Raw genomic sequence first — 21,177 nt, 5'->3', positions numbered from 1 at the left:
TAACAGCTCAGCCGCAGCTGGGCAGGTTCTTTTCCTGACGTTTGGCTTCACCCCAAAGGGCATCCAGCTCGTCAAGGTTACAGTCTTCGATGGGCCGACCGCTGTCGCGCAATGCCTGTTCGATAAAACGGAAACGTCGCTCGAACTTGCGATTGGCACGGCGCAGGGCATGTTCCGGGTCTTGCTTGAGGTGGCGGGCCAGGTTGACGGTGGCGAACAACAGGTCGCCGACCTCATCTTCCAGCGCATCGGCATCACCGTCGGCCATGGCCTGCAGGACTTCGTCCAGCTCCTCGCGGACCTTGTCCAGCACCGGCAATGCGTCAGGCCAGTCGAAACCGACCGTGGCCGCACGCTTTTGCAGTTTGGCTGCCCGCGACAATGCAGGCAATGCCGTTGGCACGTCATCGAGCAGCGACAGCTGTTCGGGTTCGCTTTTTTCGGCGCGCTCCTCGGCTTTGATCTCTTCCCAGCGCGACTTGACCTGGGTCTCGCTCAAGCTGGGCGTGTCTACCGGTGCATACAGCTCGCCGGTCGGGAATACGTGCGGGTGGCGGCGGATCAGCTTGCGGGTGATGCTGTCGACCACCCCGTCAAACTCGAAACGCCCCTCTTCCCGGGCCAGCTGGCTGTAATAGACCACCTGGAACAACAGATCGCCCAGCTCACCCTGCAAGTGCTCGAAATCGCCGCGCTCGATGGTGTCGGCAACCTCGTAGGCTTCTTCGATAGTGTGCGGGACGATGCTGGCGTAGTCCTGCTTCAAGTCCCACGGGCAGCCATATTGCGGGTCGCGCAGGCGGGCCATGAGGTGCAGCAGGTCTTCGAGGGTGTAGGTCATAGGGCTATTCCTTGGCGGGGGCTTTGCCCCCGATCGCCGGCAAGCCGGCTCCCACAGGTACTGCACAGGCCTTGAAGCCAGTGGGATAGCTGTGGGAGCTGGCTTGCCAGCGATGGGCCGCAAAGAGGCCCCAACTCACAGGGTTCAAGGGGTACGGTTACGCCGCGTCTCGATGATGTTCGGCAACTGCGAGATCCGCCCCAGCAAGCGCCCGAGCGCATCCAGGCCCGGAATCTCGATGGTCAGCGACATCAACGCCGTGTTGTCTTCCTTGTTCGAGCGGGTGTTGACCGCCAGCACGTTGATCTTCTCGTTGAGCAGCACCTGCGACACGTCACGCAACAAGCCTGGGCGGTCGTAGGCACGGATGACGATGTCGACCGGGTAGGTCTGCACCGGGATCGGCCCCCAACTCACCTGGATCATCCGCTCTGGCTCCTTGCCTGCCAGTTGCAGCACCGAGGCACAGTCCTGACGGTGGATGCTCACGCCGCGGCCCTGGGTGATGTAGCCGACGATGGCATCGCCCGGCAGCGGCTGGCAGCAACCGGCCATCTGCGTCAGCAGGTTGCCGACACCCTGGATCTGGATATCGCCGCGCTTGCCGGTACGCGGGCCCGTGGGCTTGCGCTGCACCAGCTCGATCTGCTCGATACGCTCAGGCTCCAGCAACTGCTGGGCAGCGTTGACCAGGTGAGCCAGGCGTAGATCACCCGCGCCGAGCGAGGCGAACATGTCTTCGGCGGTCTTGACGTTGGTCTTCTCGGCCAGGCGCTCGAAGTCCACCTGCGGCAGGCCCAGGCGGCTGAGTTCGCGCTCGAGCAAGGTCTTGCCGGCGGCGACGTTCTGGTCGCGTGCCTGCAGCTTGAACCAGTGAACGATCTTGGCCCGTGCCCGCGAGGTGGTGACGTAACCCAGGTTGGAGTTCAACCAGTCACGGCTGGGGTTGCCGTGTTTGCTGGTGATGATCTCGACCTGCTCGCCGGTCTGCAGGCTGTAGTTCAGCGGCACGATACGCCCGTTGATCTTGGCGCCGCGGCAGTTGTGGCCGATTTCGGTGTGCACGCGGTAGGCGAAGTCCAGCGGCGTAGCGCCCTTGGGCAGGTCGATGGCATGGCCGTCCGGGGTGAACACGTAGACCCGGTCCGGCTCAATGTCGACGCGAAGCTGCTCGGCCAGGCCGCCGATGTCACCCAGCTCTTCATGCCACTCGAGCACCTGGCGCAGCCAGGAAATCTTCTCTTCGTAGTGATTGGAGCTCGGCTTGACGTCGGTGCCCTTGTAGCGCCAGTGGGCGCAAACCCCCAGCTCCGCTTCCTCGTGCATGCCGTGGGTGCGGATCTGCACCTCCAGCACCTTGCCCTCGGGGCCGATCACCGCCGTGTGCAGCGAGCGGTAGCCGTTTTCCTTCGGGTTGGCGATGTAGTCGTCGAATTCCTTGGGGATGTGCCGCCACAGGGTATGCACGATACCCAGCGCGGTGTAGCAATCGCGGATCTCCGGGACCAGCACACGCACCGCACGCACATCGTAGATCTGGCTGAATTCCAGGCCTTTGCGCTGCATCTTGCGCCAGATCGAATAGATGTGTTTCGCCCGGCCACTGATGTCGGCGTTCACGCCGGTGGCCAGCAGCTCGTTCTGCAGCTGGTTCATCACGTCGCTGATGAAGCGCTCGCGGTCCAGCCGGCGCTCGTGCAGGAGCTTGGCGATCTGTTTGTACTGGTCGGGTTCAAGGTAGCGGAAGGACAGGTCTTCCAGCTCCCACTTGATGTGACCGATGCCCAGGCGATGCGCCAGGGGGGCATAGATGTCGAACACCTCGCGCGCGACGCGCAGGCGTTTTTCGTCGTCGGCGGCCTTGACCGCACGGATCGCGCAGGTGCGCTCGGCCAGCTTGATCAGTGCAACGCGCACGTCGTCGACCATGGCCACGAGCATCTTGCGCAGGTTCTCGACCTGCGCCTGGGAGCCCAGCACCAGCGACTGGCGCGGGCTGAGGCTGGCACTGATGGCCGCCATGCGCAGCACGCCGTCGATCAGCTTGGACACCACCGGGCCAAAACGCTGGCTGACTTCAGCCAGGGTCACCTTGCCTTCACGCACCGAACGGTAAATGACGGCGGCTACCAGCGAATCCTGGTCGAGCTTGAGGTCGGCGAGAATCTCGGCGATCTCCAGGCCCGCTTGGAAGCTGGACGTACCGTCGGCCCAGGAATGCTTGGCAGGGTTACCCTTCTTCTCGACTTCGTGAGCGAATTCGCAGGCCTCTTTCAGCGCTGCGCGATCCAGGGCTGAATCGACGCTTACCACATGATCCAGCCATGCTTCGAGATTGATACTGCCGTCAGTGTTGACCGGCTGGTGCACTCTCACCTGTACCATCTTTGTTTTACCTTTCCATACAGCGCACCACGCGGGTGCGCAGGCTTCCACCGTGTGGCCGCCATTCCCTGGCAACCGCACCAACGGGCCAGTCTGCTAGCCCGCTTCGAATAACGCCATGGCCTCGACATGCGCCGTCTGAGGAAACATGTCGAGAATCCCGGCCCTTTTTAACCGGTACCCCTGTCCGACCAGCACCTGGGCGTCTCGCGCCAGCGTGGCCGGGTTGCACGATACGTAGACCAGCCGCTTGGCCTTGAGGCGTGCGATGTCTTGCACCACCTCGAAAGCACCGTCGCGCGGTGGGTCCAAGAGTACCGCAGAAAAGCCTTCGGCGGCCCACTCGGCACCTGCCAAAGGCTGCGATAAATCGGCCTGAAAAAACCGTGCGTTATGCACATTGTTGTTTCGGGCATTGGCCGCGGCCCGATCGACCATGGCCTGTACACCTTCCACCGCCACCACTTCACGCGCCTGCCGCGCCAACGGCAGGGCAAAATTACCCAGGCCGCAGAACAGGTCAAGCACACGTTCGTCGGCTTGCGGTGCGAGCCAGGCTAACGCCTGCTCGATCATCGCCGTATTGACCTGGGCGTTAACCTGCACGAAATCACCGGGGCGCCAGGCCAATTCCAGCTGCCAGGGTTCGAGGGTAAAGCCCAGGGTCGTGGCCGCGTCTACCGGCGCCGGTTCACCCTCGCCCTGCAGCCAGAGCTGTGCCTTGGCCTCGTCGCAAAATGCCTGCAGGCGGGCCAGGTCATCCCCCGGCAGCGGCGCGACATGGCGCACCAGCAGCGCCTCAGCGGTGCCGCTGAACAGTTCCACATGGCCGATGACCTGCGGTTTGCTCAGCGAACGCAGCACCGTCGGCAAGTGGCGCAGAATCGACTGCAAGGGCTGTACCAGCACTGCACAGTCGTCGATTGAAATGATGTCCTGGCTGGCTTCGGCACGGAACCCGACCTCCAGCTGACGCGCCTTGATGTCCCAGCGCACAGCCACCCGCGCCCGGCGCCGGTAGCCGAATTCCGGCCCGCTCAGGGGGGCGGCCCAGGCCTCGGGTTGCACGCCGGCAACCCGCTGCAGCTGGTCGGCCAGGGTGCGTTGCTTGAGCGCCAGCTGCGCTTCATGGGGCAGATGCTGCAGGTTGCAGCCGCCACAGCGGGCATAGTGCCGGCAAGGTGCTTCGCGCCGCTCGGGGCTGGCCTGCAGCACGCGCTCCAGGCGCGCCTCCACGACTTTGCCGCGGGCATTGAGTACACGGGCCTCGACGGCTTCACCGGCCAACGCGCCACTGACAAACCAGGTACGCCCTTCATGGAAGGCGATGCCACGGCCGTCACCGGCCAGGCGCTCGATATCCAGGCGCTGTTTCTTGCCCACGGGAACCTGGGGGCTACGGTTGCCACCGGCTGGCTGGAAGCGCAGGCCGCTGTTGCTTTTCTTCTTGGACATTTAGCTCGGATCAAACAGGCCAGTGGACAGGTATCGGTCACCACGGTCGCAGATGATTGCGACCATTACCGCGTTTTCCACCTCGCGGGACAGGCGCAGCATCGCCGCGACCGCACCACCGGAAGACACGCCGCAGAAAATGCCCTCTTCACGGGCAAGGCGGCGGGTGGTGTCTTCGGCTTCCTGCTGGGACATGTCGACCACGCGATCGACGCGGGTGGCGTCGAAGATCTTCGGCAGGTATTCCTCAGGCCAGCGACGGATGCCCGGAATGGCAGAGCCTTCCATCGGCTGCAGGCCGATGATCTGCACGGCTGGGTTCTGCTCCTTGAGGTACTGAGAGCAGCCCATGATGGTGCCGGTGGTGCCCATCGAGCTGACGAAATGGGTGATAGTGCCCTGGGTCTGCTGCCAGATTTCCGGGCCGGTGCTGTTGTAATGGGCGATCGGGTTGTCGCCATTGGCGAACTGGTCGAGCACCAGGCCGCGGCCCTCGGCCTGCAGCTTCTCGGCGAGGTCGCGGGCACCTTCCATGCCCTCTTCCTTGGTCACCAGAATCAGCTCGGCACCATAGGCCGTCATGGCGGCCTTGCGCTCGGCGGTGGAGTTGTCTGGCATGATCAGGATCATCTTGTAACCCTTGATCGCTGCCGCCATCGCCAGGGCGATGCCAGTGTTGCCCGAGGTCGCCTCGATCAGCGTGTCACCCGGTTTGATCTGGCCGCGCAGTTCGGCGCGGGCGATCATCGACAGCGCCGGGCGGTCCTTGACCGAACCGGCGGGATTGTTACCTTCGAGCTTGAGCAGGAGCGTGTTGCTGGTCTCTCCGGCAATGCGCTGCAGGCGAACCAGGGGCGTATTGCCGACGCAATCGGCGATGGTTGGGTACTGCAAGGTCATGGCGTATTTCACAATCCGGACGGCAGGGGCGCCTATCATACCGGCAATCCTTTGCGCGCCATATCACGCAATCTGTGATGCATATAGCTACAAGCTATAACGCGGCAACCTGCGGCCGTGGGTTGTCCTTGGCGGGGGCTGGCACATGGAGCGGCAAGCGCATGCACAGACGCAGCCCGCGCTTGCTATTTTCTGCCCACAAGGTCCCGCCCTGGCGCTGGATGGCACTGCGCGCAATGCTCAAACCCAGCCCGAAACCGCCGTCCCCAGGCCGCGAACCGTCCAGCCGCGAGAACGGCGCGAAGATCCGTTCCAGGTCCTCTTCTGCAACCCCACCGCCCTCGTCTTCCAGCCACAGCCGCCAGTGGTTGCCGTCGCGCTGCCCACCCAAGCGCACCACGCCGTTAGTCGGCGAGTGGCGGATGGCATTGCGCAGCATGTTCTCCAGCGCCTGGGCCAGGTGGTTGAGGTTGCCCTGCACCCAGCAACTGGCGGGCAGTTCGCAGCGCAGGCGTTCGGGCGACCAGCCGCTTTCGTAGCTGGCATCCTCGGCGAGCAGGTCCCACAACGCCTGAACCTGGATGGGCTCAAGGTTCATCGGCGCACGCTCGGCATCCTGCCAGGCCAATTGCAGGGTGCCCTCGACCAACTGCTGCATGCAGTCCACTTCACGCGCCAGGCGTTCGCGCAGGCGCAGCAGGTCGGTTTCGCCATCGCAGGCCACGCGTAGCCGGCTGAGCGGCGTGCGCATTTCATGAGACAGGTCGCGCAGCATCTGTTGCTGCATGGCCACCGTACCCTGCAGCCGTTCGGCCATCTGGTCGAACGCGCGGGCCAGCTCGCCGAGTTCGTCATGCCGGGCGATGGTGCGCGAATCGAGGCGGGCCGACAGCTGGTCGGCGCGCCAGGCATTGGCCTGCTCACGCAGTTGGTTGAGCGGCACGATCAGCATGCGGTACAGCCCAACGCACAGCAGCAAGGTGAACAGAGCGGGAATAATGCCGTTGGTCAGCACCCGCCACAGCATGCGGTACTGGCCGGGGTTGAGGCGCTCTGGCAGTTCGATCACCAGCATGCCCTGCTCCGGCGCCCCCGGGAACGGAATGCGCAACCACGGCTGGTCGACACTGCGCAGGCTCATCGGCCAATCGACGCCGCGCAGGCGCGTTAGCCGTTGCATGATCTGGGGGTTCAGGGTGGCGCTGTCGAGCGGCCGCAGGCTGATGTCGAGCACGCCGACCCAGCCACGCTCGCGCTGGTGCATGGCCTGCACCCAACGGTCCAGCCCCGCGCGCCCATCGCTGCGCCAGGCCTGCTCGGCCTCAGCCGCATAACCGCGCAGCAGTTGGCGGGCCGGTTCGGACAGGAAGGCGTTCTGGGTTTCCATGTGCCGGCCCCAGGTGTAGCTCAGGCCGATCATCAGCAGGCAGAAGCCCACCAGCAGGATGGCCAGCTTCCAGAACAGCGAATGGCGGTCGAGCATGGCTCACTCCATCTCGCTGGCGCTAAGCACGTAACCTTTGCCCCAGACCGTGCGGATCTGCCGTTCGTGGTAGCCGATGCCCTTGAGCTTGCGGCGGATCTGGCTGACATGCATGTCCAGGCTGCGATCATGCCGCGAGTAACCGCGCTGCAAGACCTGCTGATAAAGGAAGGGTTTGCTCAGCACCTCGTCCAGGTTGCGGTTGAGGATCTCGAGCAGGCGGTATTCGCTGGGGGTCAAGCCTGCCAGGCGCCCTTCGAGCCTGACGTCGCTGAGCCCCTCGTCGAACTGCAACCCACCTCCGGCGGCCTCTTGCTGCGGCTGATGGCGCCGCTCCAGAGCCACGCGCCGCAGGATCGCCTCGATGCGTACCTGCAACTCGGCCATGCTGAAGGGCTTGGGCAGGTAGTCGTCGGCGCCGCGCTGAAAACCACTGATACGGTCGGCTTCTGCGCCCAGCGCAGACATCAGGATCACCGGCGTGGTGCTGCGCGTGCGCAATTGAGCCAGTGCATCCAGGCCGTTGAGCCCTGGCAGCAGGATGTCCATCAACACCACGTCGAATGCCTGCCGGCCTGCGGTTTCAAGGCCTTCGAGCCCATTACGGCACCAGGTCACCTGGAAGCCGCCACGCTGCAGCTCCTCGTGCAGGTAGGCACCCAGCACCGGGTCGTCCTCGATGGCGAGGATAGTGGAGGTATGAATAGCTACGGGATTCATTGGCAACTGCCATGCATTCTCAATTGCGCGATTATTGAGCATCCGCTCTGCTCTAGGCAACCGCCCTGCGACCAATGCCTCGACATGGCCACGAAAAGACAGACAAATGGGTGCATTAGCCGAGCAGGCGGAGTAACTTCCCGGCTTGGTCCGTCACGCAGTTGACGGCGTCCAGGCACATGACAGGAGGCAAGTGTGCTCGATCGTTTGGGAATCAGAAGCCGGGTCCTGCTGTTGGCCCTGCTGCCTGCCGGCTTGATGGCGCTGGTATTGGGCAGTTATTTCACCTGGCTGCAGCAAAGCGATTTGCGCACCCAGCTGCTGCAACGCGGCAAGATGATCGCCGAGCAACTGGCGCCGCTGGCTGCACCTGCCATGGCCAAGCGGGCCCCCGGGCAGCTGGAACGGATTGCCGCGCAGACCCTGGAGCAAACCGACGTGCGCGCGGTCGCCTTTCTTGCCCCAGACCGCACGCGCCTGGCGCATGCAGGCCCGAGCATGCTCAACCAGCCGCCCACGGGCGGTACCGGCACGCAACTGTTGCAACGCACCGGCAATGACGCCACCCGCTACCTGATGCCGGTCTTCGGCCACCACCGCGACCTGGCCACCGATGCCGTGCCGGCCGAAGCCGAGCGCCTGCTGGGTTGGGTCGAAATCGAACTGTCGCACGACGGCACCTTGCTGCGTGGCTACCGCAACCTGTTCACCAGCCTGTTGCTGATCCTCGCCTGCCTGGCCCTCAGTGGCCTGCTGGCACTGCGCATGAGCCGCACCATCAACGACCCGATAAAACGCATCAAGCATGCGGTCAATCAGCTCAAGGACGGCCACCTGGACGAGCGCCTGCCGGCCATGGGCAGCCACGAGTTGGACGAGCTGGGCCGCGGCATCAACCGCATGGCCGAAACCCTGCACAGCGCCCACGAAGAGCTGCAGCACAGCATCGACCAGGCCACCGAAGACGTGCGCCAGAACCTGGAGACAATCGAGATCCAGAACATCGAGCTGGACATGGCCCGCAAGGAAGCCCTGGAGGCCAGCCGCATCAAGTCGGAGTTCCTGGCCAACATGAGCCACGAGATCCGCACCCCGCTCAACGGCATCCTCGGCTTCACCCATTTGCTGCAGAAAAGTGAGCTGACGCCGCGCCAGCTGGATTACCTGAGCACCATCGAGAAGTCCGCCGACAACCTGCTGGGGATCATCAACGAGATCCTCGACTTCTCCAAGATCGAGGCCGGCAAGCTGGTGCTCGACAGCATTCCGTTCAACCTGCGCGACCTGGTCCAGGACACCCTGACCATCCTCGCCCCGGCCGCGCACGCCAAACAGCTTGAACTGCTCAGCCTGATCTACCGCGACACCCCATCATCGCTGATCGGCGACCCGCTGCGGCTCAAGCAGATCCTCACCAACCTGGTGAGCAACGCGATCAAGTTCACCCGCGAAGGCACCATCGTCGTGCGCGCCATGCTTGAAGACGAACACGAAGACAGCGCGCAGCTTCGCATCAGCGTGCAAGACACCGGCATCGGCCTGTCGCCGCAGGATGTGCGCACGCTGTTCCAGGCCTTCAGCCAGGCCGATAACTCACTGGCGCGCCAGCCTGGGGGTACCGGCCTGGGCCTGGTGATTTCCAAGCGCCTGATCGAGCAGATGGGCGGCGAGATCGGCGTCGACAGCACGCCGGGCGAAGGCTCGCAGTTCTGGATCAGCCTCAACCTGCCCAAGGCTCACGACGATGCCGAAGAGCTGCCGCTGCAGCCCCTGCTGGGCCGCCGCGCCGCCATCGTCGACAGCCATGAGCTGGCGCGCCAGGCGCTGGAGCACCAGCTCGAAGACTGCGGCCTGAGCGTCAGCCTGTTTGCCTCGTACGACCAGCTTCTGCATGCGGTACAGGCCGCAAGCCAGGCGGGCCACCCGTTCGACTTCGCAGTGCTCGGCGCCAACCTGGGCAACCTGACGCCCGAGCAGCTCGGTGAGTACCACCTGCAACTGGACCGCTACCAGTGCCAGTGCGTGGTGCTGTGCCCGACCACCGAACAGGCGCTGTACCACCCCTACCTGCCCAATGGCCATGGCCAACTCCTGTCCAAGCCGACGTGCACGCGCAAGTTGCGTCGGCTGCTGCTGGAGCTGATCCAACCGCGTCGCCCGCTGGGCGAGCCGAACATCCTCAGCGGCCAGCGCCAGCCGAAGATTTTGTGCGTCGACGACAACCCGGCCAACCTGCTGCTGGTACAGACCCTGCTCGAAGACCTGGGTGCCCAGGTGCTGGCCGTCGACAACGGCTATGCGGCGGTGCAAGCGGTGCAGGATGAACCCTTCGACCTGGTGCTGATGGACGTGCAAATGCCCGGCATGGATGGCCGCGCCTGCACCGAGCAGATCCGCCTCTGGGAAAACGCCCAAAGCGGCAGCCCGCTGCCGATTGTCGCCCTCACCGCGCATGCCATGGCCAACGAGAAACGCGCGCTGCTGCATGCCGGCATGGACGACTACCTGACCAAACCGATCAGTGAGCGGCAGTTGGCCCAGGTGGTGATGAAGTGGACCGGCCTGAGCCTGGGCGTGCCGCAGCAAGAGCGCTTGGCCGAACAGCGGCTCAACAGCGACGAACTGAAGGTGCTCGACCCCGACGAAGGTTTGCGCCTGGCCGCCGGCAAATCCGACTTGGCGGCCGACATGCTGGCCATGCTGCTGGCGTCACTGGAGTCCGACCGCCAGGCAATACGCGCCGCCCGCGAAGCGCAGGATCACACCACCTTGATCGAGCAGGTGCACCGCCTCAACGGAGCCTCGCGCTATTGCGGTGTGCCGCAACTGCGGGCGGCATGCCAGCGCAGCGAGACCTTGCTCAAACAGGAGCACCCCCACGCGCAGCAGGCATTGGATGAACTCGACAGCGCGATCAGCCGGCTGGCGACACAGGCACACATCAATGCCTGACAGCGCTGCCTTGCCCCAGCTGTAGAAGCAGCCTTGCGCCGCTGTAGGAGCAGCCTTGTGCTGCGAAGAGGCCCGTGACAGCAGCGAAGATTTACTGTGCTGTCACCGGCCTCTTCGCAGCACAAGGCTGCTCCTACAACGGCCACACAGGACGGCCAGCTACAATCCCCAGACATTCGCAAAGGAAGCCCGACCATGCGCGCCCTGTTGTTCAGCAGCCAGCACTACGACCAGGAAAGCTTCACCCACGCCGCCGCCGGCACTGCCCTGGAGCTGCACTTCCAGCCCGCCCGCCTGACCTTGGACACCGCGCCCCTCGCCAGCGGTTACGAAGTCGTCTGCGCTTTCATCAACGATGAGCTGGACACCCAAGTGCTGGCGCGCCTGGCCGCTGGCGGCACGCGTCTGATTGCCCTGCGTTCGGCGGGCTATAACCACGTCGACCTGGCGGCCGCCCAGCGCTTGGGCCTGGCCGTGGTGCGGGTGCCGGCCTATTCGCCACACGCGGTGGCCGAGCACGCCGTGGCGCTGATCCTCGCCCTCAACCGGCGCCTGCACCGGGCTTACAACCGCACCCGCGAAGGTGATTTCACCCTGCATGGCCTGACCGGCTTCGACCTGCACGGCAAGACCGTCGGTGTGATCGGCACCGGCCAGATCGGCGCTGCGTTCGCCCGCATCATGGCCGGCTTCGGCTGCCACTTGCTGGCCTACGACCCCTACCCCAACCCGGACCTGCTGGCCCTTGGCGCCCGCTACCTGCCCCTGCCCGAGTTGCTGCGCGAGGCGCGCATCATCAGCCTGCATTGCCCGCTGACCGAACACACCCGCCACCTGATCAATGCGCAAAGCCTGGCTCAACTGCAACCTGGCGCCATGCTGATCAACACCGGCCGCGGCGCCCTGGTCGACACCCCGGCATTGATCGACGCACTCAAGTGCGGCCAGCTGGGCTACCTGGGCCTGGACGTCTACGAAGAAGAGGCCCAACTGTTTTTCGAGGACCGCTCCGACCAGCCTTTGCAAGACGATGTGCTGGCCCGGCTGCTGACCTTCCCTAACGTGATCATCACCGCCCACCAGGCCTTCCTCACCCGCGAGGCGCTGGACGCCATCGCCGCCACCACGCTGGACAACATCAACCGCTGGATGGCAGGCAAACCCCAGAATCTGGTATCGGGTTAATGCTAGGATACGCGGCATTTCTGGAGGACCCATGGTCGAGCACGATTTCCGCTACACCCTTTTCAACCCGCAACACACCCTGATCGAGTGCCGCGCCCTGGTACCCGGCCGCTATCAGGTGACCGGCAACGGCGGTTCGATGCACAAGGGCGACACGCTGTTGGTGACCCTCAAGGGCAGCAAGGACTTGTCCATGCGACTGACCGTGGAAAGCGTGCGTCACCTGATCAACCCGCGCGGCCAGTGGGTTGCCGTGGCCAGCGGCCCGGTGTTCAGCGAACTGGAAATCCTCACTTGGCAGGTCGAGTGCGACCAGTGCGACGCCGTGCTGGACTTCGAGTTCGCAGTCGATGCCAAGCTGGGCAAGAAAGCCCGCCAGCCGGCGGCCAGCGCCCGTATCGCGGAGCTGGGCTGGGCCAGCCGTGGCGAGAAGCACCTGTGCCCGCGTTGCCAGGAGAGCGCTGAGTGAAAAAGCTGCTGACCGGCGTGCTGATTGCCACCGGCCTGCTCGGCTGCGCCGCGCAACCGTCGAAGCTGCAGCAGGAGCGCAGCTATGTACTGGAGTGGATTGGCGAACGCCCGCTGATCGATTACAGCCACCTTACCCTGACCTTGGCCAGCGATGGCCGCGCCTACGGTAATGGCGGCTGCAACCATTGGTTTGCCCCGTATACGCTGGAAGGCAAGCACCTGAGCTTCGGCAAGGTCGGCAAGACCCGCAAGCTGTGCGCGCCGGCATTGATGGAACAGGAAAAACGCTTCCTGCAGGCGCTGGAGACGGTACAACGCTGGGATGTCTCGCCTGTGGAGCAGATGCGCTTCTGGCCGGCCGAGGGCAAGCCGCTGCGGTTCTGGCCTGAAGAAGGTTGAGGACTGCCGGGGCCGCTCTGCGGCCCTTCGCGGCACAAGGCCGCTCCTACAGATAACCGCGTACGCTGGGATGACGCGGTCACCTGTGGGAGCGGCCTTGTGCCGCGAAGGGCCGCAAAGCAGCCCCAACAGGCATCATGCGCCCTTCAGGGCCTTGATCTTGGCCTGCAGCCCTTCCAGGGTCTGCTCACCCATCAGTTGCTCACGCACCTTACCCTTGTCATCGATGATGTAGGTCACCGGCAGCGCCTCGCTGCGGGGCAGCTCGTAACGCTCGGCCGGGTCCTGCGCCAGCACGGTAAAGCCGATGCCCAAGGTGTCCGCCGCCTGCTTCAGGTCCTGGCCCTGCAAGCCGTCGAAGTTCACCCCGACCACCTTGATCCCCTCGGCCGCCCATTGCTTGGCCGCCGCATTCAACTCAGGGATTTCGGTACGGCACGGTCCGCACCATTCGGCCCAATAGTTGAGCACTACCCAGTGCCCCTCGATCTGCTCGGCCTTTACCGTATTGCCGTGTTGGTCCACGCCGTAGTCGGCACCGCAACCACCGAGCAACAGGCCCGCGGTGATGGCCAGTACTGCTGCCAAACGCCTTGCCATGGGTCAATCCTTCTCGAAGTTTCAAGCAAATGGTTCAGTCGCTGCGGTTAGAATAGCCGCCACACCCAGCTGGATGCGACCCGACATGACTGACCTGACGCTCTATCATAACCCGCGCTGCTCGAAATCCCGCGGCGCGCTGGAACTGCTCGAAGCACGCGGCCTGGCGCCGACCATCGTGCGCTACCTCGAAACCCCGCCAGACACCGCCACCCTGACGGCCCTGCTCGGCAAGCTGGGCATCGCCCCGCGCCAGCTGCTGCGCACCGGCGAAGACGAATACAAAGACCTGAACCTGGCCAACCCGGCCCTGACCGACGCGCAATTGATCGACGCCATGGCCCAACACCCCAAGCTGATCGAGCGGCCGATTCTGGTGGCCGGCGATAAAGCCGTGATTGGCCGCCCACCCGAGAAGGTGCTGGAGATCCTGCCGTGAGCCAGCCCTTCATCCTGGTTTTGTATTACAGCCGCCATGGCGCCACCAGCGAAATGGCCCGGCACATTGCCCGCGGTGTCGAGATGGCCGGTATGGAGGCGCGCCTGCGCACCGTGCCGGCGATTTCCACTGAGTGCGAAGCTGTGGCCCCGGACATCCCGGCCAGCGGCGCGCTGTACGCCACCCTCGACGACCTGCGCCATTGCGCCGGCCTGGTGCTGGGCAGCCCGACCCGCTTCGGCAACATGGCGGCGCCGCTTAAGTACTTCCTCGACGGCACCAGCAGCCTGTGGCTGGGTGGCGAACTGGTGGGCAAGCCCGCCGGGGTGTTCACCTCCACCGCCAGCCTGCATGGCGGCCAGGAAACCACCCTGCTGTCGATGATGCTGCCGCTGATGCACCACGGCATGCTGGTGATGGGCCTGCCCTACAGCGAATCGGCCTTGCTCGAAACCCGCGGCGGCGGCACACCGTATGGCGCCAGCCACCACGCCGGCGCCGATGGCAAGCGCGAGCTCGACCCCCACGAAATCACCCTGTGCCGTGCCCTCGGCCAACGCCTGGCGAGCACCGCCAAGGCCCTGGAGGCCGCGCGTGGCTAAAAAGCCCAAGGTGTTGCCGCCGCTGCAATGGCTGGCACCGCGCCTGCGCCTGACGCGGGCACTGAGCCTGGCGTTTTTCTTTGGCCTGATCGCGTTGCTGGTGGTGAACAACCTGTGGTTCGCCAACCTGCACGGGGCGCGCGTCGAAGTGATTCTGGCGATCGAACTGGTGCCGCTGCTGTTGCTGCTGCCGGGCATGCTGAAGGGCAGCGCCCGGGCGCATGCCTGGACCTGCTTTGTGGTGAATATCTATTTCATCAAGGGCGTGTTGGCGGCGTTCGACCCGGCACGGGCGCTGTTTGGCTGGGTCGAGGTGATGGTAAGCCTGGGCTTGTTCGTCAGCGGGCTGCTGTTTGTGCGCTGGAAGTTCCAGCATGAGCGGCGCATGGCGGGCGAAGGGAGTTGATTCAGGGGCTGCTTTGCAGCCCAATCGCTGGCAAGCCAGCTCCCACTGGATGCGCGCAGTTCTTGAAGCCTGCACAATACCTGTGGGAGCCGGCTTGCCGGCGATTTGGCCGCAACGCGGCCGCGGCAACCTCAATGGTTGACGGTATGCGCCAGCATCACCGACAGCTGGCACAGGGGTCGCCCACTCTCGGCATGCCACTGGTTGAACGCCTGCTGCACCAACGCCAGGTCACGCTGGCTGGTCGGCTGTTTGTCGATCACTTTTTGCGCAATCAACGCTGCCGCCATATCCTCCGTCGGGATAAACGTGTCCTTGCCGACCATGCGCAAGAACCGCGGCGCCGATAGGCCACCCAGCTGGTTGCCATGCTTGGCCAGGTACTTCCAAAGGCCGACGATATCGGTCACCGGCCAGTCGGCGATGAACGCACCGAAACTGCCCTTCTCCTTCGCCACATCCAGCACCATCTGCGCATTGCGCGGCACACTCTTGAGCTTGCCCAAGTGGCGGATGATGCGCTCGTCCTGCATCAACCGCTCCAAGTGCTCGGCGCTCATCAGCACCACCTTCTCCGGGTCGAAACCGAAGAACACCTGCTCGAACGCCGGCCATTTGGCATCCACCAGGCTGTGCTTGAGCCCGGCGCGGAACACGCGCAGTGCCAGGGTCGACAGGTAGCGGTCGTTGCTGATGTTGCGCAGTTGCGCAGGCGTGCGTGGCTGCGGCAGAAAAGCCTCGAGGGCCTGGGCCGAGCCGAAGCGGTTCAGGCAGTACTCATGCAGCCACTGATAATCGCGCATAGGGTCAGATGTTCAGCACATCGAGGAAACGCGGCGTGGCGTTTTCGTCGATCTTCAGGCTGGTGAAGTCGAACAGGTTGCGGTCTGCCAACTGCGACGGCGCGACGTTCTGCAGCGCGCGGAAGATGCTTTCGGTGCGGCCCGGGTGCTTGCGCTCCCACTCCACCAGCATGTCCTTGACCACCTGGCGCTGCAGGTTCTCTTGCGAGCCGCACAGGTTGCACGGGATGATCGGGAATTCACGCATGTCCGAGTAAGCCTGGATGTCCTTCTCGCTGCAGTAGGCCAACGGGCGAATCACCACGTTACGGCCATCGTCGGCACGCAGCTTGGGCGGCATGCCCTTGAGCGAGCCGTTGAAGAACATGTTGAGGAAGAACGTCTCGACGATGTCGTCGCGGTGGTGCCCCAGGGCCATCTTGGTCGCGCCGATTTCGTCGGCGAAGGTGTACAGGGTGCCACGGCGCAGGCGCGAGCACAGCGAGCAGGTGGTCTTGCCCTCGGGCACCAGTTCCTTGACCACCGAGTAGGTGTCTTTCTCGACGATGTGGTACTCGACGCCCAACTCTTTGAGGTAGGCCGGCAGCACGTGCTCGGGGAAACCCGGCTGCTTCTGGTCCATGTTCACCGCCACGATCTCGAACTTGATCGGTGCCACCTTCTGCAGGTGCAACAGAACGTCGAGCATGGTGTAGCTGTCCTTGCCGCCGGACAGGCAGACCATGACCTTGTCGCCATCCTCGATCATGTTGAAGTCGGTGATGGCTTCGCCGGCGAGACGACGCAGGCGTTTTTGCAGTTTGTTCTGGTTGACCGAGAGGGTGCCCATAGCGCTTGGATCCGCGAGGTGTGACAAAAGCCGGCTATTTTACGCACAAACTACGCGGCGCTGTAGGCATTCCGATAAAGACTTCGTTGTAATCAACAGCACGCCTGACAGCGCAATTTGCTCTAAAAAGCACGGTTTGTGCCGGTAACCGCTTCCTATACTGCGACATAAGGCCACATTACCGCTTGCATCGGTGTTCGGGCCTCGGGCCGCTTGCGCTCCATCTGGGGGGCGTTTGGCAACATTGAGAGGAGTGATCGGCATGATTCATCACGTTGTGGGGCTGTTTACCCATCCCGATCAGGAGTGGCGGGAGATTCGTGGCGAAGAAGAAACCATCAGCCACATGTACCTGACGCACACCTTGATCCTGGCGGCGATCCCTGCCGTTTCCGCATTTATCGGTACTACCCAGGTGGGCTGGGTGATTGGCGACCGGCCGGCAGTGATGCTGACCATGGAAAGCGCAATCTGGATGAGCATCATGTCCTACCTGGCGATGCTCGCCGGGGTGGCGGTAATGGGCGCGTTCATCCACTGGATGGCCCGCACCTACGATGCCAACCCCTCCATGGCGCAGTGCATTGCCTTTGCCACCTACACCGCCACCCCGTTGTTCCTGGGCGGCCTGGCAGCCCTTTACCCGCACCTGTGGCTGGGCATGCTGATCGGCACTGCGGCCATTTGTTATACCGTGTACCTGCTGTATGTCGGCTTGCCGACGTTCATGAACATTCCGTCCGATGAAGGCTTCCTGTTTTCCAGCTCGGTGCTGGCGGTGGGCCTTGTGGTGCTGGTAGCGATCATGGCCGCTACCGTGATCATCTGGGGACTGGGCGTGGGGCCCGTCTATACCAACTAGCGCGATAACTACACAGAACCAACACTGGGGCATCAAGTCAGAGGCCGCCGCAAGGCGGCTTCTGGCTGTGTGCTGACCGGTGGCTCGGCAAGCCGCCAGGGCTTGCGGCATAATGCCTGGTCAGGAGAATTACCCCGCCATGCCCGAGCTGCTCAAACAACGCGTCGAAACCTGTTACCAGCAAGCCGAAACCTTCTTCAAACGCCCCTTCCCGCGCCCGGAAATCAGCTTCAAGCTGCGCGGCCAGAAGGCCGGCGTCGCTCACCTGCACGAGAACCTGCTGCGCTTCAACCTGCAGTTGTACCGCGAAAACCAGGAGGACTTCCTGCGCCAGACCGTGGCCCACGAGGTGGCGCACCTGGTGGCTCACCAGCTGTTTGGCGAGCGCATCCAGGCCCATGGCGAGGAATGGCAATTGATCATGCGCGGGGTATATGAATTGCCGCCCAACCGCTGCCATAACTACGCAGTGCAACGCCGGGTGGTCACGCGCTACATCTACCGCTGCCCCTGCCCGCAGAGCGACTTTCCGTTTACTGCGCAGCGGCACAAGCTGGTGCGCCAGGGGCGGCGCTACCTGTGCAGGCGGTGTCGGGCGATATTGGAGTACAGCGGCGAGACGCGTGTCGAATGACCGGGCCTATTCGCGGGTAAACCCGCTCCCACAGGGCCATGCATTGCCTGAGGCCTACGCACCACCTGTGGGAGCGGGTTTACCCGCGAATAGGCCAGTACAGACAATGCAGTGATCCCAGGCATAAGAAAGGCGACCCGAGGGTCGCCTTTTCGTACCCGTCTGCGGGTTACTTCTCGACGAAGGCGCGCTCGATCAGGTAGTCACCCGGCTCGCGCATGCGGGCAGAGACTTTCAGGCCGAAGCTGTCGAGCACTTCGCTGGTTTCGTCCAGCATGCTTGGGCTACCGCAGATCATCGCACGGTCGTCCTGCGGGTTGATCGGCGGCAGGCCGATGTCGCTGAACAGCTTGCCGCTGCGCATCAGGTCGGTCAGGCGGCCCTGGTTCTCGAACGGCTCGCGGGTCACGGTCGGGTAGTAGATCAGCTTGTCACGCACCGACTCACCGAAGAACTCGTTCTGCGGCAGGTGCTCGGTGATGAACTCGCGATAGGCCACTTCGTTCACGTAACGCACGCCGTGAACCAGGATCACTTTTTCGAAGCGCTCGTAGGTTTCCGGGTCCTGGATGACGCTCATGAACGGCGCCAGGCCAGTGCCGGTGCTCAGCAGGTATAGGTGCTTGCCCGGGTTCAGGTCGTCGAGGACCAGGGTGCCGGTAGGCTTCTTGCTGATGATGATCTCGTCGCCTTCCTTCAGGTGCTGCAACTGGGAAGTCAGCGGGCCGTCCGGCACCTTGATGCTGAAGAATTCCAGGTGCTCTTCCCAGTTCGGCGAGGCGATGGAATAGGCGCGCATGAGCGGGCGGCCGCTTTCCTGCTGCAGGCCGATCATCACGAACTGACCGTTCTCGAAGCGCAGGCCCGGATCACGGGTGCACTTGAAGCTGAACAGGGTGTCGTTCCAGTGGTGCACACTGAGGACACGTTCGTGGTTCATGTTGCTCATCGATGGGGCTCCTGAAGAAAGACGCAGCGCGCGCAAGACGCGCAGTTGCGCGATAGTTTAGGGGCAGCGACAATATCTGTTAACTGAATTATCAAGATATGTGTTATCGGTTATATAGATATGCGATTCACTCTCCGTCAGCTTCAGGTGTTCGTCGCCGTAGCCCAGCATCAAAGTGTCTCTCGGGCCGCTGGCCTGCTTGCGCTCTCGCAGTCGGCCGCCAGCACGTCCATCACCGAACTCGAGCGCCAATCCAGCTGCCAGCTGTTCGACCGCGCCGGTAAACGCCTGAGCCTCAACGCCCTGGGCCATCAGCTGCTGCCACAGGCTGTCGCCCTGCTCGACCAGGCCAAGGAAATCGAAGACCTGCTCAACGGCAAGTCCGCCTTCGGCTCGTTGGCGGTGGGCGCCACGCTGACCATCGGCAACTACCTGGCGACCCTGCTGATCGGCAGCTTCATGCAGGTGCACCCGGAAAGCCAGGTCAAGCTGCATGTGCAGAACACTGCGCATATTGTGCAACAGGTCGCCCATTACGAAATTGATCTGGGTCTGATCGAAGGTGATTGCAACCACCCGGACCTGGAGGTTCAGCCTTGGGTCGAAGACGAGCTGGTCGTGTTCTGCGCGCCCCAGCACCCACTGGCAACGCTGGGCAGCGCGAACATTCAGACGTTGTCGCAGGAGGCCTGGATCCTTCGCGAGCAAGGCTCCGGCACGCGCCTGACCTTTGACCAAGCCATGCGCCACCACCGCGCCAACCTCAACATTCGCCTGGAGCTCGAACACACCGAGGCCATCAAGCGTGCAGTGGAATCTGGCCTGGGCATCGGCTGCATTTCGCGCCTAGCCCTGCGCGATGCCTTCCGCCGCGGCAGCCTGGTACCGGTCGAAACCCCGGAGCTGGACCTGATGCGTCAGTTCTATTTCATTTGGCACAAGCAGAAGTACCAGACCTCGGCCATGCGCGAGTTTCTGGAGCTATGCCGCAACTTCACCGCGGGCTTCACCCGCAGTGATGAGATCGTCTTGCCGCCTATTGCCTAGAGCAGAATCACGCCCCAGACCAGCGCAACCATGGTGAGCGCCACCAACTGCGCGGCACTGCCCATGTCCTTGGCGTTTTTCGACAAGGGGTGACGCTCAAGCGAAATGCGGTCGATGGCAGCCTCTACCGCCGAGTTGAACAGCTCGACGATCAAGCCCAGCAGGCACACCGCGATCATGATCGCCCGCTCGGCGCGGCTGACCGGCAGCCAGAAGGCGGTCGGGATCAGCAGCACATTGAGCAGTACCAGTTGACGGAACGCGGCCTCGCCCTTGAAGGCGGCGCGCAAACCATCCAGCGAGTAGCCGGCGGCGTTGAAGATACGTTTGAGGCCGGTCTGGCCTTTGAATGGCGACATGTGCGTCACTTCACCGATGAAAGGCCGGCAGACTAGTCCAGCTGGGGTCAAAAAAGCGTGAAGAAGCAGCCAGTTAGTGGCTGGCAACCGATTCAAGTTGTTGCAGCAGCAAGGCCGCCTGGGTGCGCGTGCGCACGCCCAGCTTGCGGAAGATCGCCGTCACGTGGGCCTTGATAGTGGCCTCCGAGACACTCAGCTCATAGGCGATCTGCTTGTTCAGCAAGCCTTCGCAGACCATGGTCAGCACGCGGAACTGCTGCGGCGTGAGGCTGGCCAGGCCTTCGCTGGCCGCTTTGGCTTCAGCCGAAACGTCAACTTTCTCGAAGGCTTGCGGCGGCCACCAGACCTCACCGTCCAACACCTTGCGCACGGCGTCCTGAATCACTTCCAGCGGGCTGGATTTGGGAATGAAACCACTGGCACCAAACTCGCGGGACTTCACCACGACGGCTGCCTCTTCCTGCGCCGACACCATGACCACGGGGATCTGCGGGTATTGCCCACGCAGCAGGACCAGCCCGGAGAACCCGTAGGCGCCCGGCATGTTCAGGTCCAGCAGGACCAGATCCCAGTCGGCTTTTTCGCTCAGTCGGGTTTCCAGTTCGGCAATGCTCGCCACTTCAACCAGGCGTACATCGGCGCCAAGGCCGAGGGTAACAGCCTGGCGCAGGGCGCCACGAAACAGTGGGTGGTCATCGGCAATCAGGATTTCGTAAGTGGCCATCGATCTAAGGATCCTGTTCTGTGCCAGGCGCTGCGGGGTAGTAAGGGCGCTTGGCGGAAAGGCACGGCGAAGTCCGGGGTAACGGCACCTTCGGCGTGCCCGAATCGGCGCCAAGGATGCCGAGCACGGTCG

General features: G+C 63.5%; 22 protein-coding genes. 10 read left to right on the top strand and 12 right to left on the bottom strand.

The window, feature by feature from the left end; translation table 11 throughout:
- Positions 1-7: 7 nt before the first annotated feature.
- The 6 genes from mazG to D886_RS0121370 all read right to left on the bottom strand — a co-directional run bounded on the left by mazG (position 8) and on the right by D886_RS0121370 (position 7,784).
- Positions 8-841 carry a nucleoside triphosphate pyrophosphohydrolase gene (gene mazG, locus D886_RS0121395; RefSeq protein ID WP_027595851.1) on the bottom strand — a complete coding sequence of 278 codons (834 nt, stop codon included), beginning with the start codon at positions 839-841 and terminating at the stop codon, positions 8-10.
- Positions 842-985: 144 nt separating this feature from the next.
- Positions 986-3,226 carry a GTP diphosphokinase gene (gene relA / locus D886_RS0121390; RefSeq protein WP_027595850.1) on the bottom strand — a complete coding sequence of 747 codons (2,241 nt, stop codon included), beginning with the start codon at positions 3,224-3,226 and terminating at the stop codon, positions 986-988.
- A gap of 96 nt (positions 3,227-3,322) precedes the next feature.
- Positions 3,323-4,681 (bottom strand): 23S rRNA (uracil(1939)-C(5))-methyltransferase RlmD, encoded by a 1,359-nt coding sequence (rlmD, locus tag D886_RS0121385; RefSeq protein ID WP_027595849.1) that lies wholly within the window; start codon positions 4,679-4,681, stop codon positions 3,323-3,325.
- Positions 4,682-5,581 (bottom strand): cysteine synthase CysM, encoded by a 900-nt coding sequence (gene cysM / locus D886_RS0121380; RefSeq protein ID WP_027595848.1) that lies wholly within the window; start codon positions 5,579-5,581, stop codon positions 4,682-4,684. It lies immediately after the preceding gene.
- A 94-nt stretch (positions 5,582-5,675) separates the two neighbouring features.
- Positions 5,676-7,064 (bottom strand): sensor histidine kinase, encoded by a 1,389-nt coding sequence (locus tag D886_RS0121375; RefSeq protein WP_027595847.1) that lies wholly within the window; start codon positions 7,062-7,064, stop codon positions 5,676-5,678.
- A gap of 3 nt (positions 7,065-7,067) precedes the next feature.
- Complete coding sequence (locus D886_RS0121370; protein WP_027595846.1) at positions 7,068-7,784, bottom strand: response regulator transcription factor; 717 nt, start codon at positions 7,782-7,784, stop codon at positions 7,068-7,070.
- A 195-nt stretch (positions 7,785-7,979) separates the two neighbouring features.
- On the opposite strand from D886_RS0121370, the gene D886_RS0121365 reads away from it, so the two are divergent.
- The 4 genes from D886_RS0121365 (at position 7,980) to D886_RS0121350 (ending at position 12,791) form a co-directional block, all read left to right on the top strand.
- Positions 7,980-10,736, top strand: a complete 2,757-nt coding sequence (locus tag D886_RS0121365; RefSeq protein ID WP_027595845.1) for a response regulator — start codon at positions 7,980-7,982, stop codon at positions 10,734-10,736.
- Positions 10,737-10,931: 195 nt separating this feature from the next.
- Positions 10,932-11,921 carry a 2-hydroxyacid dehydrogenase gene (locus tag D886_RS0121360; protein ID WP_027595844.1) on the top strand — a complete coding sequence of 330 codons (990 nt, stop codon included), beginning with the start codon at positions 10,932-10,934 and terminating at the stop codon, positions 11,919-11,921.
- 31 nt (positions 11,922-11,952) lie between these two features.
- Positions 11,953-12,390 carry a hypothetical protein gene (locus D886_RS0121355; RefSeq protein WP_027595843.1) on the top strand — a complete coding sequence of 146 codons (438 nt, stop codon included), beginning with the start codon at positions 11,953-11,955 and terminating at the stop codon, positions 12,388-12,390.
- Positions 12,387-12,791 carry an META domain-containing protein gene (locus D886_RS0121350; RefSeq protein WP_027595842.1) on the top strand — a complete coding sequence of 135 codons (405 nt, stop codon included), beginning with the start codon at positions 12,387-12,389 and terminating at the stop codon, positions 12,789-12,791. Before D886_RS0121355 ends, D886_RS0121350 begins: the two co-directional genes overlap by 4 nt.
- Positions 12,792-12,926: 135 nt before the next feature.
- Here the strand turns inward: D886_RS0121350 and D886_RS0121345 are convergent, their stop codons facing one another.
- The gene (locus D886_RS0121345) at positions 12,927-13,391 is read right to left on the bottom strand and encodes a TlpA disulfide reductase family protein (protein WP_027595841.1); all 465 of its coding nucleotides are present in this window, start codon (positions 13,389-13,391) and stop codon (positions 12,927-12,929) included.
- A gap of 85 nt (positions 13,392-13,476) precedes the next feature.
- Between D886_RS0121345 and arsC the strand changes: the two genes are divergently transcribed.
- Genes arsC through D886_RS0121330 form a run of 3 tightly spaced genes read left to right on the top strand, consistent with a single transcriptional unit; the run spans position 13,477 to position 14,838 of the window.
- The gene (gene arsC / locus D886_RS0121340) at positions 13,477-13,830 is read left to right on the top strand and encodes an arsenate reductase (glutaredoxin) (RefSeq protein WP_027595840.1); all 354 of its coding nucleotides are present in this window, start codon (positions 13,477-13,479) and stop codon (positions 13,828-13,830) included.
- Positions 13,827-14,432: an NAD(P)H:quinone oxidoreductase gene (wrbA, locus tag D886_RS0121335; protein WP_027595839.1), complete on the top strand. Its 606-nt coding sequence runs from the start codon at positions 13,827-13,829 to the stop codon at positions 14,430-14,432. The genes arsC and wrbA overlap by 4 nt, the downstream gene beginning before the upstream one ends.
- Positions 14,425-14,838 (top strand): DUF2069 domain-containing protein, encoded by a 414-nt coding sequence (locus tag D886_RS0121330; RefSeq protein ID WP_027595838.1) that lies wholly within the window; start codon positions 14,425-14,427, stop codon positions 14,836-14,838. Before wrbA ends, D886_RS0121330 begins: the two co-directional genes overlap by 8 nt.
- A gap of 131 nt (positions 14,839-14,969) precedes the next feature.
- Here D886_RS0121330 and D886_RS0121325 read toward each other — a convergent pair whose 3' ends face one another.
- Positions 14,970-15,641: a DNA-3-methyladenine glycosylase I gene (locus D886_RS0121325; protein ID WP_027595837.1), complete on the bottom strand. Its 672-nt coding sequence runs from the start codon at positions 15,639-15,641 to the stop codon at positions 14,970-14,972.
- Positions 15,642-15,645: 4 nt separating this feature from the next.
- On the bottom strand, positions 15,646-16,470 hold the full coding sequence (gene ttcA, locus D886_RS0121320) for a tRNA 2-thiocytidine(32) synthetase TtcA (protein ID WP_027595836.1): 825 nt from the start codon (positions 16,468-16,470) through the stop codon (positions 15,646-15,648).
- Positions 16,471-16,732: 262 nt separating this feature from the next.
- Here ttcA and D886_RS0121315 point away from each other — a divergent pair, with 262 nt between their 5' ends.
- Both D886_RS0121315 and D886_RS0121310 read left to right on the top strand, forming a co-directional pair.
- Positions 16,733-17,332 carry a Yip1 family protein gene (locus D886_RS0121315; RefSeq protein WP_027595835.1) on the top strand — a complete coding sequence of 200 codons (600 nt, stop codon included), beginning with the start codon at positions 16,733-16,735 and terminating at the stop codon, positions 17,330-17,332.
- A 139-nt stretch (positions 17,333-17,471) separates the two neighbouring features.
- A complete protein-coding gene (locus D886_RS0121310) occupies positions 17,472-17,966 on the top strand; it encodes a SprT family zinc-dependent metalloprotease (protein WP_027595834.1) in 495 nt (164 codons plus the stop codon).
- 169 nt (positions 17,967-18,135) lie between these two features.
- On the opposite strand, the gene fpr is transcribed toward D886_RS0121310, so the two are convergent.
- A complete protein-coding gene (fpr, locus tag D886_RS0121305; RefSeq protein ID WP_016501130.1) occupies positions 18,136-18,915 on the bottom strand; it encodes a ferredoxin-NADP reductase in 780 nt (259 codons plus the stop codon).
- Positions 18,916-19,035: 120 nt separating this feature from the next.
- On the opposite strand from fpr, the gene finR reads away from it, so the two are divergent.
- The gene (finR, locus tag D886_RS0121300; protein WP_027595833.1) at positions 19,036-19,962 is read left to right on the top strand and encodes a LysR family transcriptional regulator FinR; all 927 of its coding nucleotides are present in this window, start codon (positions 19,036-19,038) and stop codon (positions 19,960-19,962) included.
- On the opposite strand, the gene D886_RS0121295 is transcribed toward finR, so the two are convergent.
- Positions 19,959-20,321 carry a diacylglycerol kinase gene (locus tag D886_RS0121295; protein ID WP_027595832.1) on the bottom strand — a complete coding sequence of 121 codons (363 nt, stop codon included), beginning with the start codon at positions 20,319-20,321 and terminating at the stop codon, positions 19,959-19,961. The genes finR and D886_RS0121295 overlap by 4 nt on opposite strands.
- A 73-nt stretch (positions 20,322-20,394) precedes the next feature.
- Positions 20,395-21,045, bottom strand: coding sequence for a response regulator transcription factor ErdR (gene erdR, locus D886_RS0121290; protein ID WP_027595831.1), 651 nt, complete (start codon positions 21,043-21,045; stop codon positions 20,395-20,397).
- Between the last annotated feature and the right edge of the window lie 132 nt (positions 21,046-21,177).

The organism is Pseudomonas sp. LAIL14HWK12:I7, from assembly GCF_000483465.1.
In the GTDB taxonomy this organism is placed as follows: Bacteria; Pseudomonadota; Gammaproteobacteria; order Pseudomonadales; family Pseudomonadaceae; genus Aquipseudomonas; species Aquipseudomonas kermanshahensis.
The sequence above is the reverse complement of the archived record's forward strand: the minus strand, read 5'-3'. Positions and strand labels throughout refer to the sequence as shown.

Bases quoted from the DNA above. Each gene is read 5' to 3' on its own strand.
- mazG (WP_027595851.1), bottom strand. From the start codon at position 841: ATGACCTACACCCTCGAAGACCTGCTGCACCTCATGGCCCGCCTGCGC.
- relA (WP_027595850.1), bottom strand. From the start codon at position 3,226: ATGGTACAGGTGAGAGTGCACCAGCCGGTCAACACTGACGGCAGTATC.
- rlmD (WP_027595849.1), bottom strand. From the start codon at position 4,681: ATGTCCAAGAAGAAAAGCAACAGCGGCCTGCGCTTCCAGCCAGCCGGT.
- cysM (WP_027595848.1), bottom strand. From the start codon at position 5,581: ATGACCTTGCAGTACCCAACCATCGCCGATTGCGTCGGCAATACGCCC.
- D886_RS0121375 (WP_027595847.1), bottom strand. From the start codon at position 7,064: ATGCTCGACCGCCATTCGCTGTTCTGGAAGCTGGCCATCCTGCTGGTG.
- D886_RS0121370 (WP_027595846.1), bottom strand. From the start codon at position 7,784: ATGAATCCCGTAGCTATTCATACCTCCACTATCCTCGCCATCGAGGAC.
- D886_RS0121360 (WP_027595844.1), top strand. From the start codon at position 10,932: ATGCGCGCCCTGTTGTTCAGCAGCCAGCACTACGACCAGGAAAGCTTC.
- D886_RS0121355 (WP_027595843.1), top strand. From the start codon at position 11,953: ATGGTCGAGCACGATTTCCGCTACACCCTTTTCAACCCGCAACACACC.
- D886_RS0121345 (WP_027595841.1), bottom strand. From the start codon at position 13,391: ATGGCAAGGCGTTTGGCAGCAGTACTGGCCATCACCGCGGGCCTGTTG.
- arsC (WP_027595840.1), top strand. From the start codon at position 13,477: ATGACTGACCTGACGCTCTATCATAACCCGCGCTGCTCGAAATCCCGC.
- D886_RS0121325 (WP_027595837.1), bottom strand. From the start codon at position 15,641: ATGCGCGATTATCAGTGGCTGCATGAGTACTGCCTGAACCGCTTCGGC.
- ttcA (WP_027595836.1), bottom strand. From the start codon at position 16,470: ATGGGCACCCTCTCGGTCAACCAGAACAAACTGCAAAAACGCCTGCGT.
- D886_RS0121315 (WP_027595835.1), top strand. From the start codon at position 16,733: ATGATTCATCACGTTGTGGGGCTGTTTACCCATCCCGATCAGGAGTGG.
- D886_RS0121310 (WP_027595834.1), top strand. From the start codon at position 17,472: ATGCCCGAGCTGCTCAAACAACGCGTCGAAACCTGTTACCAGCAAGCC.
- fpr (WP_016501130.1), bottom strand. From the start codon at position 18,915: ATGAGCAACATGAACCACGAACGTGTCCTCAGTGTGCACCACTGGAAC.
- finR (WP_027595833.1), top strand. From the start codon at position 19,036: ATGCGATTCACTCTCCGTCAGCTTCAGGTGTTCGTCGCCGTAGCCCAG.
- D886_RS0121295 (WP_027595832.1), bottom strand. From the start codon at position 20,321: ATGTCGCCATTCAAAGGCCAGACCGGCCTCAAACGTATCTTCAACGCC.
- erdR (WP_027595831.1), bottom strand. From the start codon at position 21,045: ATGGCCACTTACGAAATCCTGATTGCCGATGACCACCCACTGTTTCGT.